This window comes from Sulfitobacter sp. F26169L, assembly GCF_026410285.1.
Taxonomy (GTDB): domain Bacteria; phylum Pseudomonadota; class Alphaproteobacteria; order Rhodobacterales; family Rhodobacteraceae; genus Sulfitobacter.
Genome location: NZ_JAPMLP010000002.1, coordinates 238,578 through 253,492, shown reverse-complemented (window position 1 = coordinate 253,492; position 14,915 = coordinate 238,578). Strand labels below are relative to the sequence as shown.

The following is a 14,915-nucleotide window of genomic DNA, read 5'->3' as shown; positions in this document are numbered from 1 at the left end:
TCCTCTATGTTACGACAAATTCCATGATTAAGAAGTCGTTGACGAGATCCGGACCCGTCACAATCTGTACACGCCGCAACATCTGCGCGCGCAAGCGCGTCAGTGCCGCTTGATCTTCCAGATCCGAAATTTCCAAAGCGCGAAGATAGCTGTTCAGTACATCCACAACACGGGGCAGAAGCTTGGTCACGGCGTCCCGCTGGCTTTTTGGAACTTCAAGCTGTGCGCGAAACCGAAGCAAGCGCCGCTCTGGTGTAGCGTTAACCGAAATGATCATCTGATCGACTTCAACAAATGCGATATCACCAAAAGGATCTTTTATTTCTTCTGTACCGGATTCGGTCCTGCTGTCACCCGTTTCAGCCAGAATCATACCTGACCATGTCGCATAAAACCCGCCAGCGGCACCGGCAAACGCCAGTACAAGGCCCAATACTAAGGGCATTTTTGACTTTTTTGGTTCTTCACCATCAGGGGTGTCTTCTTCTTCAGCCATAGTTTCTCCGTCCTCTGGTCTTTCAATCCATATAGACGCGATTGCACTAACGGGTTGTTAAGGCCGATAGGTCATTTGTTGAGTCGAAGCTGAACAGAACGTTCGGTGTGACGGAGGCCATTGTGCAGCAATACCTAAATGTCTGGATGAAGCTTGGACTCAAGCGGCAAGTAATTGTAATCGCAACGACAGGAGCGATGTTTTTTTCAATTCTCGCGATGGCGCGAATGACAACAGCCCCCAGTATGACGCTGCTTTATGCAGGGCTGGAAAGTAGTGCGGCAGGTGATGTTGTGAGCGCGCTAGAGCAGCGGGGCGTTGTATTTGACGTCCGCGGCGGCTCCATTTTCGTGGATAGCAAACAGCGCGATCAGCTTCGTCTTACACTGGCAAGCGAAGGATTGCCTGCAAATGGCAACCGAGGTTACGAACTGCTGGATCAGTTGACCGGATTCGGGACGACCAGCCAGATGTTTGATGCTGCCTATTGGCGTGCAAAGGAAGGCGAACTGGCGCGCACAATTGTTGCAAGTCCGGCTATTGCGATGGCCCGTGTGCATATTGCCAGCACCGGGTCCAACCCTTTCCAGCGCGGTGTGACACCGAAGGCGTCCGTCTCGCTGACACCCAATGGCGGTGGTATTTCCACTGCTCAGGGCAAAGCAGTTCGGTTTCTGGTGGCGTCTGCGGTGGCTGGTCTGGCACCGGAAGATGTTGCTGTTATTGACGCAAATGGTTCCCTGATCGGTGCAACAGAGCAGACAGCACAAACAGTAGGAGGCGACGACAAAGCGAAGGTTTTGCGTGATCGCGTCCAGCGCTTACTGGAAGCTCGGGTTGGTTTCGGTAACGCTGTCGTAGAGGTAAGCGTGGATACCGTGACCGAAAGCGAAGCGATCCGTGAACGTAGTTTCGACCCTGAGGGGCGGGTTGCGATCAGCAGCGATACCGAAGAACGTACCAATACGGCCAAGGGTACAGGCGGCGATGTGACCGTTGCAAGTAATCTGCCTGATCAGGAAGGTGGAGGCGGCGATGAATCTTCTTCCCAGAACAGCGAAACGCGTGAGCGCATAAATTACGAAGTATCCGAAACCGAACGCGAGGTAATTCGCGCTCCGGGTGCGATAAAGCGTCTTTCGGTTGCAGTCTTGGTTAATGAGGCAACTGTTATTAATGATGTCGGCGAGCCTGTGTCCCAGCCCCGTGACACAGACGAAATGGATGCCCTTCGTGAGCTTGTATCGTCAGCTGTAGGCTTTAACGAAGATCGCGGGGACGTGATCACCCTGAAATCCATGGCGCTACAATCCATTGCGCCTTCTGGAACTGCGGCAAGCACCTCCCTGATGGATCAGTTCGATCTCGATCTACTGTCAGCGATTCAAATGATCATATTGGCCATTGTAACGCTGATACTCGGGTTGTTTGTTATCCGCCCTGTGCTGAGCCGTCAGCCTATGGAGGCCCCCGCATTCTTAGGCCTGCAAACTACTCCGCCACATGATGAATCCATCGTGGAGAGTGACAATTTGCCCGCGGTATTTGAAGCAGAAGATATGGGCAGCAATTCACGCCGTGACACTTCAAGCGGCATGAATTTAGTGCAATCGGACGGGTATCCCGAGGGACAACCGCAAGATCCCGTAGCGCGGTTACGCAGTATGATTGGCGAACGACAGGACGAAACGGTTGAGATTTTGCGAGGGTGGCTGGAAGAGAAGGAAGAAAAAGTATGACCTCTATTGCCCACAGATATGCAGATTTCAGCCCATTTGAAATTGATGGCCAACCGGCCAATCCAGTTCCGCCCGAGCGCGTTGAAGATCAAAAGTTACAAGCATTCGAAGAAGGGTACCAAGCCGGGTGGACGGATGCGGAAAAAAATCACACCTCTGAGCAGAAAAACATTGGTGGAGAATTTTTACACACACTTCAAGATCTTTCATTCACCTATCAAGAAGCGCTAGCGCGGCTGAACCGCGGTCTAAGACCGATGTTTGAGCAGATGATTGCGACGCTGCTTCCGCAGACCACAAATGCTGCACTGCGCGCTCATGTGATTGAGCAATTGACCGAACTTGCCGCGACACAGACGAGCGCGCAGATCACGTTACGAATATCAGATAGCAATCTTCCAATGCTCGAAGACCTGCTGGAAGATGTGGAGCTAAAACTCCCTGTTCTACTGGCGCCGGACCGGAGCCTCAGCCCGAACCAGCTTTTTGTCTCTCTGGATACGCTGGAGCGGGAGGTGAATTTGGATGCGGTGTGCCAAGAAATCATATCAGCGATGAATGCCTTTAATTTTCACAGCCAGACGGAGCGCCCCAATGACTGAACAGACAAATCTTGCCACCGACGCGTCTAACCCGTTCACCTCAGTTCCGATCGAAGTCACTGTTTGCGTTGGAAAAGCCAGACCCCTTATTCGTGATTTGGTAATGTTGGGGGAGAATGCAGTGCTGACGTTGGACCGGCGCGTCGATGACCCCGTTGAAATTTATGTAGGGGAAAAGCTCATCGCGCGCGGCAGTCTGGAAGAAGCAGAGGGCGATGCGCATGGCCAGTTGATGGTGCGATTGACCGAGGTCGTTGATATGCAGCAAGGCATCTGATGACGCGGCTATTGTTCTATGTCTTTTTGTTTGCCGGATTGATATCAGCGCAGGGAGTTTCAGCTCAAGATGTCGCAATCTCATTCGGTGATGACGGGTCAGTTTCTGCGCGCACAATTCAGCTTTTTGCACTAATCACAGTCCTCAGCATCGCGCCAGGGCTTGCAATTATGGTCACTTGTTTCCCTTTTCTGGTTACTGTTCTTTCGATTCTCCGACAGGCTATTGGGCTTCAGCAATCACCGCCCAATATGTTGATCGTTAGTCTGGCGCTGTTTCTGACATATTTCATTATGGAGCCTGTTTTTACGGCTGCTTGGACAAATGGGATTGGTCCGCTCACGCGGAGTGAAATTGATGTGGAGCAAGCTTTTTTGTCGGCGCTGGAACCGTTCCGAGGCTTCATGGCAGCTCGTTTGGATTCGGATACTTTTTTTGCCATGGCAGAGCTGCGACCTGACACCGCAACCGCACAGCCCACGCCGGATGCTCCGCTTTCCGTGCTTATACCCAGCTTTATGCTTTCTGAAATCTCGCGCGCGTTCCAGATCGGATTTTTGATCTATCTGCCTTTTTTGATTATTGATCTGGTGGTTGCCGCGATCCTGATGTCCATGGGAATGATGATGGTTCCACCAGCGGTAGTATCTCTCCCGTTCAAACTTGCATTTTTCGTCGTAGCAGACGGATGGGCGTTGATTGCGGGGAGTCTTGTACGAAGTTACTTTTGAAAAAACCTTAGCGCAGAAATCATTTCTTATTCAAAAAACTGCGAATGTAACCGCTTCAGTTAAGCGGTCCGGCGAAACTGGACAGCGTGTTGAGATGTGTTCACCCTTCAAAACAGAAATTAAATAATGACAAATATTCGCGGATTTTGGACAGACCTTTAGCTACTGTGCGTCTGACCTGCTGAGTGGTGACAAGGCCGCGCAAGAGATTGCAGCGAAGCAGAAGATACATCCGACGCAGGTGGCGACATGGACGCGGCGGGCAATTTGTGGCCTGCTCGATGTGTTTTCCGACAAGGCCAAGAAAGCTGAAGATAACGAAGCCGAAGTCAAAGAGCTTCATGTGAAGATTAGCAAGCTGGCGGTTGAAATTGATTTTTTGTCACAAGGGCTGAAGCGATGAGCCCGACCGAACGCAATGTGATGATGAATTCGGGATCAGACGGATCTGAGTCTGGCAGCCAATGCAAACGGCCGAAGATCAGCCAATCCTCGAGATATTACACGTCGGTTAGTTTGAATGGTGAGACGCTGGAACTGATGAACGAGAATGACCGCGTGTTGACGAAGTATCCGTTTTTCGGCAGCCGCCAGATCGCGGCCTACTTACCGAGAAATGGTTTCTATGCCAGACGCCACCCATGTGGGCAGGGTGATGGGTTTGATGGGACCTCAGGCCATCTACAAAGGACCGAACACTAGCAAGAAGCACCCACAGCACCGGATTTACCCAAACCTGCTCCGGAACTAACAATCACGCGGCCGAACCACGTTTGGTGCAGTGACATCACCTACATCCCTGTACGGCGTGGGTTTCTGTATTTTGTCGCCATCATGGATTGGGCGACCCGCAAAGCCTTGGTATGGCGGTTATCAAACACCCTGGATGCCAGTTTTTGTGTCGAAGCCTTGAACGAGGCAATCGCTAAATACGGCAGGCCCGAGATCAAGAATACGGACCAAGGATCGGAGTTCACGGGTGCAGCCTGGACCACCACCTTGCCCGAGGCAGATGTTAAAATCTTAATGGATGGTTGAGGTCGTTATTTCGATAAAGTCTTCATCGAACGGCTGTGGCGGTCACTCAGACAGGAGGCCGTTTATTTGTACGAATTACAAGACAGGTTCCAAGCCAAACGCGTGATCAAAGACTGGATTCTACGATTCTGAACGGCCTCACACAGCCCTCGACAAGCGATCCCCCAAATGACGCATTCTTCGGCACGAAACGAACCCAAAAAGCGAAACGACACCAACCCGATTACGTCTTAGCTCGGCTGCAAAACTGTCCAAAAAAGCGGAACCACTTCAGGGATTCTACCGCAAGCGGACGTCGAGATACGGTTTGCACGGAAACTGCAGCGCATCTGAGGGTTACGAGCTACTCAATTCACTTTGATAGGTTTATGAAATTCTCTGAAGTTCTACTAAAGCCTGCATCTAACCTTCAGCTAAATGGCGAAAAAATTACCTTATTTCATACAGATATGGCAATTGCTCCAAAATGAATTTGATTTACTCTGGTTATCGTGCCGGGATGGCATCTAATATTTGGTGGCAATCATGGATCAGTGGAAAGTGCGGTCTGGAAATGGCGCATACGGTATTTTTCGAAAAATACTTGACGCGGCGATTGGCATCGTGTCGCGATGTCCGGATGTTTTCATTGCAGTTTGGATGCTCGATGCAATGGATCTTAGCATATATCTTGTGGCACGAATGCTATCGCTATCTGTACCTGCAGCGCTTTCTGTGTTGGAGTGGAAAATTACACCTCGGCTGTTGCAATTGTTAGAGGCAAACAAATCCATAGCCTTTTGCGCAGCTGCTGCGCGCGTTAACCTGAGTTACATGATGATCGCTGGAGCCATAGGTTTGCTAGTGGTGAGTGGCATGACATTCCTGATGCACGAATTTAGCATCGTAAACCACGGTTTCGAAGATGCATTCTTATGGATGGTCGTTGGTCAGTCATCGCCTGTATTATTCGGCGCGACAGCCTTATTGATGAAGGTGTTTGGGAGAGAAGTGGTTTACACGCTGTTTTCTCACCTAACATGGGTCTTTTTTGCTCTCTGTATGTTGATCTTGAAGGTGGATGGGCCAGTGCAGATTGCCCAATTATTGGCTACTGCGCAGCTGACGCTCGCAGGGGTTTGCGCAGCCCTGTTAACACAAAATGGAGTCTGGCCCGGATTAACTGCAGTGTTTCACAAAAAAATCAGAATCTTTTGAACGTCTAACGTACGATAAACTCCGCGTGTAATGCGCCCGCTGCTTTGATGCTTTTCAGAATATCAATCATGTCACGAGGTGAAACACCCAAAGCATTCAGACCGGCAATAACTTCAGAGAGTGAGGCCCCCGAAGGAATTTCTGCAAGCCCTATACCTGGCTCTTCTTCTATTGCGGCCCGTGTTCGCGGTACAACAACAGTTTCGCCTGGCGAAAAGGGATTTGGCTGCGCAACCAGCGGCTCTTCCTGAATACGCAACGTCAGATTTCCTTGGCTTACCGCTACGCGGGAGATCCGTACATCTTCACCCATTACAATTGTGCCGGAGCGCTGATCAACTACTACACGCGCTTTCCGTTCGGGTTCTACTTCGATGTTTTCAATTCGCCCTAGCGCATGCGCTACTGAACGCATGCGCGTCGCCGAAATGTTTAGCATAACTGTGCCGCTATCAAGCATCACTGCAACACCACGACCGAAGTTCCGGTTAATTGCTTGTTCGATCCGTCCGGCAGTTGTGAAATCGGCGTCGCGAAGGGCGAGGCGAAGATCGCTAAGCGAGCCCAAATTAAAATCGATTTCACGTTCAATTCGCGCACCTGATGGGATTGTGCCTGATGTCGGAACGCCTTGCGTGACCTGCCCGCCGTCGCCTTCTGCGGTAGCCCCTCCGGCGATAATCGTGCCCTGCGCGACCGCATAAATTTCTCCATCGGCTGCATTCAACGGGGTCATAATTAATGTGCCACCAAGGAGACTTTTTGCGTCTCCGATAGCGGACACAGTTACATCAATTTGCCCGCCGGCCCGGGCGAATGGCGGAAGGGTCGCGGTTACAAGAACAGCTGCAACATTCTTCGGCCTAAACTGCTCGCCCGTTACGTTGACGCCAAGACGCTCCAGAATATTGGTCATGATATCTTCAGTGAAAGGTGCGTTTCGCAACCCGTCACCTGAACCGTCCAGGCCGACAATTAGACCATATCCGACAAGATCATTGCCTCGAACTCCGTCAAAATCTACGAGATCCTTGATCCGCACTGGGCTGGCATGACTGCTGCCAATGGAAGCCAGAAGGAATGCCAAACAAGCTGTGATCTGGATTAATTTCCTCATAGGAAGTTCACCAGTGACAGTTGTGACATGCGGGAGGTAATGGCGTAAAGGCTTTGCAATTGAAATTGGACCTGCTCCAGTTCTGTCGCCGCTTTGTAGGGATCAATGGAGAGCAACGTGTTGCGGGCCATTTCCAAATTGGACCGTTCGGTACTGTGCCGCACGCCAATCGCCTCAATCAGGTTTTCCGAAACTCCGATCTTCGCCTGAAGATCAACCACAGCGCCGTCTGATTTTAATACCTCCCCAACGGTTTTCTGAAAGAGTTCTGTTTGTTGTGAATTTGTAAGGCCCAGTGCAGGATCGCCTGCCAGAGAAACTATCGCAAGATTACGCAAGGTGTCGCGCAATGCTGGATCGTCGCCGCGCAATTCGAAATTTGCACTGTCTTGATCAGAAAGCGAGACAGGCGCAAGTGAGGTGGTAGAGCCAAGATAGCCAACGTTTCGATATCCTGCCGGATCATCAAACCAGTTCTGCGCTGCCGTCAAAATGTTGTCGACACTCCCGGCTCCGACAATGGCTGTACGCAACGCCGCCAATAAATCGTCTGTCTTTGCAACCGGCTGGGTATCTGTGGCGGCTCCGGAAAAGATCATTCGTCCGTTAACGCTGGTATTCATTGCATTTATCACGCTGTCGAGCGTCTCACCTGCCTGAGTCAGGATGCTTTGGGTTGTATCCCCAAAAGCCGGATTTGTTGCTGTCATCAGCGTATCGCGGAAATCACTGTTCAGATCACCAATCCGAGAGAGTGCGCTTTGCACCCCTTCCGCAAACATGCCTGCCTCTTTCGTTGCCAGATCATAGCCTTCCAGTTTTGTCAGGCTGCGTTCAAGATCGTTAACGTAGGCCGAATTACTGCCGACTGCCTGGCGGATGTCGGCCACCTGACCGGAAGACAATTCAAGCGTGAGCCGCTGAATGTCATGCTTTAATGCGGAATTGCGCGATTGCATTGCATAGGATTGGGCTAGATCGCCTGAAGTACCAATTTGCATTTTTATAACCTTGTCAGTGTTTCCAGCATGGCGTCCGCTGCCTGAATAACGCGAGCGTTGGCAGCGTAGGCACGTTCAAGCAAAAGCAGGTTTTGCAATTCCTGATCGGTATCGACTCCATCTGATAATTGCTGCTGCGTAAGTTCGGCGAGGCGCGCAGAGGAATAGCTTAAATCCTGCTCTGCACTGCCGCGTGATGAGGCCAGAATACCGGTAAAGGAAGAAAACAGCTTGGCTATTGATTGTGGCCCCGAACCGAAATGCCCGGAAGCTGTCGGACGCAGTGTGTCCAGTGCCGACCGCAGATTATTAAGCAATGTCGCATCACCAACATCGCCTGGCGATATTGCTCCTAACCCGTCGCGCAAGCGCCACGCGTCCCCGCCTGCTTTCGGATCGACGGCAGCATTCAGCATCAATCGTCTGCTCAGGCCTACTTCGTCATGGGGTGCAAATGCGTTACCAGAGTCGGTGAAAAGTGCCGGATCGCCTGCGCCGCGAGAGGGATCCAGTGCTGGATCGGAAAACCGCTCAACCAGATCGCGCGCGAGTGCGTCTAGGTTTGTCTGCGCCTCGACGCCGTGTTCGTCGCGCACCGCGAAATGCCCGCCCAGACTACCCCCAGCCAGCGCGCTTGTGCGGATGCCCTGACCATTTAAAGTCAAGCCCGAAAGGGTTCCGGCATCGAGCGTTTGAAATTCCGTGACTATGTTTTGTTGATCAAAGCCGATTTTTGCGGCGGTGATATCCAACAAAATTGCACCGCCTTCAGTGTAAATTGCAATTGCGCCGTCATCGCGAGGGACAACGTTGGTGGGCACAATTGAACCGATTGTATCAAGAACCTTTTGACGTTGATCTAACAATGCTGGACTGCTGCCACCGCGTGCGTGAGATGATACGATTTGGATGTTTAATTGCTCAACCTGCTCTAGCGCTGTGTTAAGTGTGGCAACCTCGCGGGCAATGTTCGTATCGGCGCGTGTGCGCATCTCTTGTACATTTTGCGCCGCAATCCCGATGCCTCTGATGAGCTGTTGTGCTTGGGCTACGGTATTTTGCAGACGCTCTATCGAATCCGGCCTACTGGCGGCGGTGATCAGGCTTTCCTCAAATGCAGCGAGACGCCCGCTTAATCCGTCAGGGTTGCCAGCAAGGCCCGAAATGTCTTCTAACTGGTGGAAGAAATCAACAGCTGTCTGTGTATGCTGCTGGGCGGCCTCCGCCAGACGCCGGTCGGCCAGCACACCGTCGTTCATGTGGCGGTTGATGCCATCGATGCGCACGCCACCTGAAGCACCATGGCCGAGGGCCGACAGCGCCACTTCTCGCCGTCCATAAGACGGTGTTAGCGCGTTGGAGATATTATTTGAAACAATCTCGGAACCACGCGCAGCGGCGCGTAGTCCTGAAATAGCCGCGTTCATGGCTCCAGTTAGTGACATGATTGTCCCTTTCACTCACAACGGGGAGGCCATCGGTGCCGGCCCTAAATTACAGATCAACGCTTGATATTGGTCGTTTCCTGCAACATTTCGTCTACGGTCTGGATCACCTTGGCGTTGGAGGAATAGGCGCGCTGTGTCTGGATCATTGATGTCAATTCATTCGCAACATCGGTCGTCGATTCCTCGCGCGCGAAGGCCACAATGTCACCTGTTGGCCCATCACTGGCATCCCACAAAAAGAATGAACCGCTGTCGACCGAGGGTTGATAGGTTTGCGCGTCAAGGGCCACCATGCCGTTGGGATTTGGTAAGTCCACCAGTGGCACCTGATAAATTGTGCGTGTTACGCCAGTATCGAATGTGGCGTGTACATATCCGTTTCCATCGACATTTACGCTGGTCATATTGCCCACTGGCGACCCGTCTTTAGTAATCGAAACAGGGGCGAAGGTGTCCGACAATTGCGTAAGAGAGTCACTTTGCCCCAAGACACCGATATCAATTTCTATTGGGCCACCATCGACATTTACAATCAAGGTGCCAGCTGCGTTGTCGTATGCCCCGCCGGATACGGTTGCAACAGAAGCCAGTGTGCCACCAGCTGTGCGGCTGTCATCAAACGTCAGAACATATTCCCCGATGGTCACTGCTGGATCGACCGAGTCTGTGAGTGTCATTGTCCATTCATTTGATGCGCCCGTTGCTGGCACAGTTGGTGTAAACGTCACGTTCACACTCTCGGATGTGCCGAGGTTGCCATAGTATTCAACAGCCAGTTGTTGTGGATCGGCGGCGCTGCCAGCGACAGTGGCAGTTGCAGGTAGATTGACACCAAGACTCATCCTTGTTGTCGGCTCTCCGGTGAGTTGATTAACGTTAATCTGAATCGGTTCAAGACCCTCGGCAGTATCGCGCGAGAATGTCGGGATTGTGCCATCTGGCTGCGCAGGCCAGCCAAGCAGTACAAGGCCCGAATTTGTTGTCAGATACCCTTCATCATCGGTGGTGAACGAACCGGTTGTCGTTAGCAGCATGTTTGTGTCACCGTTACCCACATTCAGATCGGTGACTTTTCCGACAGGCAACATGCCACGCCCCCGCACGGCAAGGTCGGTCGCGTTTGTTGTCGTAACCAGTGAACCGCTCAGATCAATCTGGCGGTTTGTGTCCGCGCGCACGCCACCGGCCGAGTAGTTGCCGCCATTGCGTGAAATCACCATAGATTCAAAATCGGTCTGTACCCGTTTGTACCCGTAGGTTGACGAATTCGCGATATTGTCCGAAATGCTGGCCAGTTTGGTTGCATTGGCCTGAAGCCCCGCAACACCCGCGTTCAGCGAAGATGATATTGTCATAAGACACGCCTTTCTGCTCTGCCGTTTAGAGTTGTCCTGAAAGGCATAGTCCGACTCGCTTTAACGTCGGACTAACAGATAAAAAGAATCCCATATTTTCATCATCGAATATCGCGCAGTAATACAATCTCGACGCGTTCGTTGCGAATTGCCATGGTGTCACGTAGCACCGGCTCACGGTCGGCATGGCCCGTAACGCGATGGATGCGGGTGGCCTCGATGTTCTGGCCTTCAAGCAGCAGGCGCACTTGCGTGGCACGCCGATGGGATAGATCCCACACCGGGTTTTCGCGCAAAACAACGGGGCGTGCGCGTACATGGCCGCCTATTGCGATTTTGTTTGTGACGGTCCTGCTGACTTGGGCAACCAAAATTGCCAAATTCTTGAGCAGTGGTGTCGAAATGTCCGTATCACCGTCGAATATCTGCGCACCGCCGCGCGAATATAATTCGATGACCAGACCCTCGTCTGTGATGCGCGTGTTGATATGTTCCAGTGCGTTTTCCATTACCGAGGATTCGCCGCCATGCCCCAACAGCATCGCTTCGAGGCTTTCGAAAACTTCGTTTTGAGCGGCGGTTTCCTCTGCTGATGGATCATTTCCTGTTGCGCCACGGGTTTTGTCACCTGTTGCAGGATTGCTCGCGATCGCGCCTGAGCCCTCTTTTGGTAAAGCCACTTCCGAAAAAATGCTTTCGCCTGAGAACGCGCCTGTGCCGCCCCCGGACACCCGCACAACCGGAATCGACGGAGAAAAATAGTCAGCCAGCCCTTTTCGTTGTTGTTCCGTTGTCGCATTCAGCAGCCACATCAGCATGAAAAAAGCCATCATTGCGGTTACAAAATCCGCATAAGCGACTTTCCAGGCACCACCATGGTGCCCGCCGCCCTTGACCACTTTCTTACGCTTAATGATGACTGGCGCGCGGTTTGCTTGCGCACTCATATTCACCACCTCTTTTTCACCCAGCTATAGGGATAGCGGATGAAACGTTATCAAACCGCTAATCGGGAAGGAGTGGTAAACAATATGTTAAGCTTGCATTCGGGCATAGATCACGGCCACATCATCTGATGGATGATTTGATCACTGATAGCCGTTATTCTTGGAGCCGCCTCGCGCTGACATTGTGCGTCGGGACGGTGATCAATGCCGGAATGTGGGCGATTATTGTGATTATGCCCGCAGTTGAGGCCGAATACGGGGGCAGCCGCGCTATGGCGTCGCTGCCTTACACTCTGACGATGATCGGTTTTGGCACCGGCAATTATCTGTTCGGACGGGCGACTGATCGTTTCGGAATTACCAACTCCCTTATTGTCGCGGCGGTTGTAACAGCCTTGGGTTACGGGCTCGCGACGCTGTCAAACTCGCTTTTGATGCTGTCACTGGCACAATTGATTGTCGGCTTTGCGTCCTCTATCGGATTCGGGCCGCTTATTGCGGATATTTCACATTGGTTTGTCCGGCGACGCGGCATTGCCGTGGCAATTGCGGCATCCGGTAACTACCTTTCCGGCGCAATCTGGCCGATTTTATTGGCCGGAGTGCTACAGGAAAGCGGATGGCGCGCTGTTTATCTGGTGATGGCAGTTGTGACGCTGGCCTTGGTAATTCCGCTGGCGCTGGCGCTGCGCCGCCCGTTACCGGACGAAGCACATGCCGCCGCACATCTGGCCTCGACACAAAATGCACAATCCTCGGGGTTGTCGCCGCGCGCTTTGCAATATCTGCTGGCTTTCGCGGGTGTGGCTTGCTGTGTGGCGATGTCGATGCCGCAAGTGCACATCGTGGCGCTTTGCGTCGGGCTGGGTTTCGGGCCTGCCGTGGGGGCGCAGATGCTGTCGCTGATGCTGTTGGGCGGCGTTGGTTCGCGCATTATATCGGGTCTTGTGGCGGATCGTCTGGGGGGCGTGCGAACGTTGCTGATCGGATCCATTCTTCAGTGCATCGCATTGTTTCTGTATTTGCCTGCGGGCGGAATGGTGTCGCTCTACGCCGTAAGTCTTGTTTTCGGCCTCAGTCAGGGCGGGATCGTCCCCAGCTATGCACTGATTGTACGCGAATACATGCCAGCAAAAGAAGCAGGCGCACGTGTAGGGTTTGTGATGATGGCAACGATCCTGGGCATGGCGCTGGGCGGGTGGATGTCAGGCTGGATTTATGACGTCAGCGGATCTTACACGCTGGCTTTTGTAAATGGCATCGTGTGGAACGGCGTAAATATTGCGGTCATGCTTTGGCTGTTCTCGCGCAGCCGTCCCCGCGCGCCCCGTCCAATGGCGGCGCCAGCCTAACTTACCATTTGCGCCGTTTGGCTAGGTGCATCTGCTTTTGACGCTCCCGAAAGCGCATCTTATCATCCTCGGATGTTTCATCTACGCAGTTGTGACAGCTGACACCCTGCTCGAAGCCTTCCCGCTCAGTGTCGGCGGGGAGGATCGGGCGGCGGCAACCATGACACAATAGATGTGGCCCGATTTTCAGCCCATGTTCGACACTCACGCGGTTGTCGAAAACAAAGCACGACCCGTTCCATGTGCTCTGCGGCTGAGGCACTTCTTCCAGATACTTCAGAATACCACCTTTAAGGTGATAGACGTCTTCAACCCCTTGCCCAAGCAGGAAATTCGTGGATTTCTCACACCGGATGCCACCGGTGCAGAACATCGCGATTTTCTTGTTGTGAAAGCGGTGTTTGTTCGCCTCCCACCACGCGGGAAATTCGCCAAAGCTTGTGGTTTCGGGGTCAACCGCGCCTTCGAAGGTGCCAATGGCAACCTCGTAATCGTTGCGGGTGTCGATTACCGCTACATCATCACGGGTGATCAGATCGTTCCAGTCTTCCGGTTCGACGTAGTGACCAGTACCTGCAAGCGGGTCGACATCGGGCTGACCCATCGTCACGATCTCGCGCTTGATCCTCACCTTCATACGGCCAAACGGTGGCACGTCGGAATGGGCGATCTTGTGTTCCAGTTCCGCACATCCGGGCAGGGCGCGCAGATGTGCCAGCACTGCGTCAACTGCCGCTTGCGACGGCCCTGCGATTGTCCCGTTCACCCCCTCGCGCGCCAGCAGCAGTGTGCCAGTGATGTCGTTAACAAGACACAGTTTCAGCAACGCCGGTTTCAAGGCATCGGGGTCATCAAAGCGGGCAAAGTGATAAAGGGCGGCTATGGTATACATGGGACGCCAAATAGGCTGCACTGGGGCTGTTGCGCAAGAGGTCTGTAGGGTAAAAAGAACTCTATATCTGTTTCCAAGCGAAAAGGAGCCACCATGCACGCCCTTCTTATCATAGACCTCCAAAACGATTTTTGCGAAGGCGGCGCGTTGGCTGTCGCAGGCGGAAGCGAGATTGTCGCAGGCATCAACGCGTTGGCGGGGCAGTTTGATGCAGTCGTTCTGACCCAGGATTGGCATCCGGCGGGCCATTCCTCCTTCGCTTCGACGCATGCAGGACACGCGCCTTACGACATGATCGAAATGCCTTATGGTCAACAGGTACTGTGGCCTGACCATTGTATTCAGGGCACAGAGGGCGGCGCGTTTCACCCTTTGTTAGAGACTGATCGCGCGGATATAATCATTCGTAAAGGCTATAATCCTGCGATTGACAGCTATTCGGCATTTTTCGAAAACGACCATAAAACACCCACCGGACTGGAAGGGTATCTGCGCACGCGGGGGGGCACCGAAGTCACTCTTGTTGGTCTGGCGCTGGATTTCTGTGTGAATTATTCTGCCGTGGATGCGGCGCAACTGGGGTTCAAAGTAAATGTGCGTAAGGATTTGTGCCGCGCCATTGATCTGAATGGATCACTGGCCGAAGCGGAAAAGGCGATGAAAGGTGCAGGGGTTAGGTTTGACTAACCGCTTGCCCCCTAACGCGGCATACGCCACAAAACA

General features: G+C 52.7%; 16 protein-coding genes. 9 read left to right on the top strand and 7 right to left on the bottom strand.

Annotated features, from left to right (window positions below):
• Nucleotides 1-4: 4 nt before the first annotated feature.
• Nucleotides 5-496, bottom strand: coding sequence for a flagellar basal body-associated FliL family protein (locus OS189_RS05400; protein WP_267166266.1), 492 nt, complete (start codon nt 494-496; stop codon nt 5-7).
• 146 nt (nt 497-642) lie between these two features.
• Between OS189_RS05400 and fliF the strand changes: the two genes are divergently transcribed.
• From fliF to OS189_RS05365, 7 genes are all read left to right on the top strand, one after another.
• Nucleotides 643-2,235 (top strand): flagellar basal-body MS-ring/collar protein FliF, encoded by a 1,593-nt coding sequence (gene fliF / locus OS189_RS05395; protein ID WP_416237462.1) that lies wholly within the window; start codon nt 643-645, stop codon nt 2,233-2,235.
• Nucleotides 2,232-2,837, top strand: coding sequence for a FliH/SctL family protein (locus tag OS189_RS05390; protein ID WP_267166265.1), 606 nt, complete (start codon nt 2,232-2,234; stop codon nt 2,835-2,837). The genes fliF and OS189_RS05390 overlap by 4 nt, the downstream gene beginning before the upstream one ends.
• Complete coding sequence (locus OS189_RS05385) at nt 2,830-3,114, top strand: FliM/FliN family flagellar motor switch protein (RefSeq protein ID WP_267166264.1); 285 nt, start codon at nt 2,830-2,832, stop codon at nt 3,112-3,114. The genes OS189_RS05390 and OS189_RS05385 overlap by 8 nt, the downstream gene beginning before the upstream one ends.
• Nucleotides 3,114-3,845 (top strand): flagellar type III secretion system pore protein FliP, encoded by a 732-nt coding sequence (fliP, locus tag OS189_RS05380; protein ID WP_267166263.1) that lies wholly within the window; start codon nt 3,114-3,116, stop codon nt 3,843-3,845. Before OS189_RS05385 ends, fliP begins: the two co-directional genes overlap by 1 nt.
• Nucleotides 3,846-4,086: 241 nt before the next feature.
• Entirely contained in the window at nt 4,087-4,248 is a 162-nt protein-coding gene (locus OS189_RS05375) for a hypothetical protein (RefSeq protein WP_267166262.1), read from the top strand.
• A 350-nt stretch (nt 4,249-4,598) separates the two neighbouring features.
• On the top strand, nt 4,599-4,883 hold the full coding sequence (locus OS189_RS05370; protein ID WP_267166533.1) for a DDE-type integrase/transposase/recombinase: 285 nt from the start codon (nt 4,599-4,601) through the stop codon (nt 4,881-4,883).
• A 525-nt stretch (nt 4,884-5,408) separates the two neighbouring features.
• Entirely contained in the window at nt 5,409-6,080 is a 672-nt protein-coding gene (locus OS189_RS05365; protein WP_267166261.1) for a hypothetical protein, read from the top strand.
• Nucleotides 6,081-6,084: 4 nt separating this feature from the next.
• On the opposite strand, the gene OS189_RS05360 is transcribed toward OS189_RS05365, so the two are convergent.
• The 5 genes from OS189_RS05360 to OS189_RS05340 form a co-directional block, all read right to left on the bottom strand.
• A complete protein-coding gene (locus tag OS189_RS05360; protein WP_267166260.1) occupies nt 6,085-7,197 on the bottom strand; it encodes a flagellar basal body P-ring protein FlgI in 1,113 nt (370 codons plus the stop codon).
• Nucleotides 7,194-8,198, bottom strand: coding sequence for a flagellin N-terminal helical domain-containing protein (locus OS189_RS05355; RefSeq protein WP_267166259.1), 1,005 nt, complete (start codon nt 8,196-8,198; stop codon nt 7,194-7,196). The genes OS189_RS05360 and OS189_RS05355 overlap by 4 nt, the downstream gene beginning before the upstream one ends.
• A gap of 2 nt (nt 8,199-8,200) precedes the next feature.
• The gene (gene flgK, locus OS189_RS05350; RefSeq protein WP_267166258.1) at nt 8,201-9,643 is read right to left on the bottom strand and encodes a flagellar hook-associated protein FlgK; all 1,443 of its coding nucleotides are present in this window, start codon (nt 9,641-9,643) and stop codon (nt 8,201-8,203) included.
• Nucleotides 9,644-9,699: 56 nt separating this feature from the next.
• Complete coding sequence (locus tag OS189_RS05345; RefSeq protein ID WP_267166257.1) at nt 9,700-11,001, bottom strand: flagellar hook protein FlgE; 1,302 nt, start codon at nt 10,999-11,001, stop codon at nt 9,700-9,702.
• Between the two features lie 101 nt (nt 11,002-11,102).
• Complete coding sequence (locus OS189_RS05340; protein WP_267166256.1) at nt 11,103-11,948, bottom strand: flagellar motor protein MotB; 846 nt, start codon at nt 11,946-11,948, stop codon at nt 11,103-11,105.
• A gap of 125 nt (nt 11,949-12,073) precedes the next feature.
• Between OS189_RS05340 and OS189_RS05335 the strand changes: the two genes are divergently transcribed.
• The gene (locus tag OS189_RS05335; RefSeq protein ID WP_416237461.1) at nt 12,074-13,300 is read left to right on the top strand and encodes an MFS transporter; all 1,227 of its coding nucleotides are present in this window, start codon (nt 12,074-12,076) and stop codon (nt 13,298-13,300) included.
• A gap of 1 nt (nt 13,301) precedes the next feature.
• Here the strand turns inward: OS189_RS05335 and trhO are convergent, their stop codons facing one another.
• Nucleotides 13,302-14,192, bottom strand: coding sequence for an oxygen-dependent tRNA uridine(34) hydroxylase TrhO (gene trhO, locus OS189_RS05330; RefSeq protein ID WP_267166254.1), 891 nt, complete (start codon nt 14,190-14,192; stop codon nt 13,302-13,304).
• Nucleotides 14,193-14,285: 93 nt separating this feature from the next.
• On the opposite strand from trhO, the gene pncA reads away from it, so the two are divergent.
• Complete coding sequence (pncA, locus tag OS189_RS05325) at nt 14,286-14,879, top strand: bifunctional nicotinamidase/pyrazinamidase (protein ID WP_267166253.1); 594 nt, start codon at nt 14,286-14,288, stop codon at nt 14,877-14,879.
• Nucleotides 14,880-14,915: the final 36 nt, after the last annotated feature.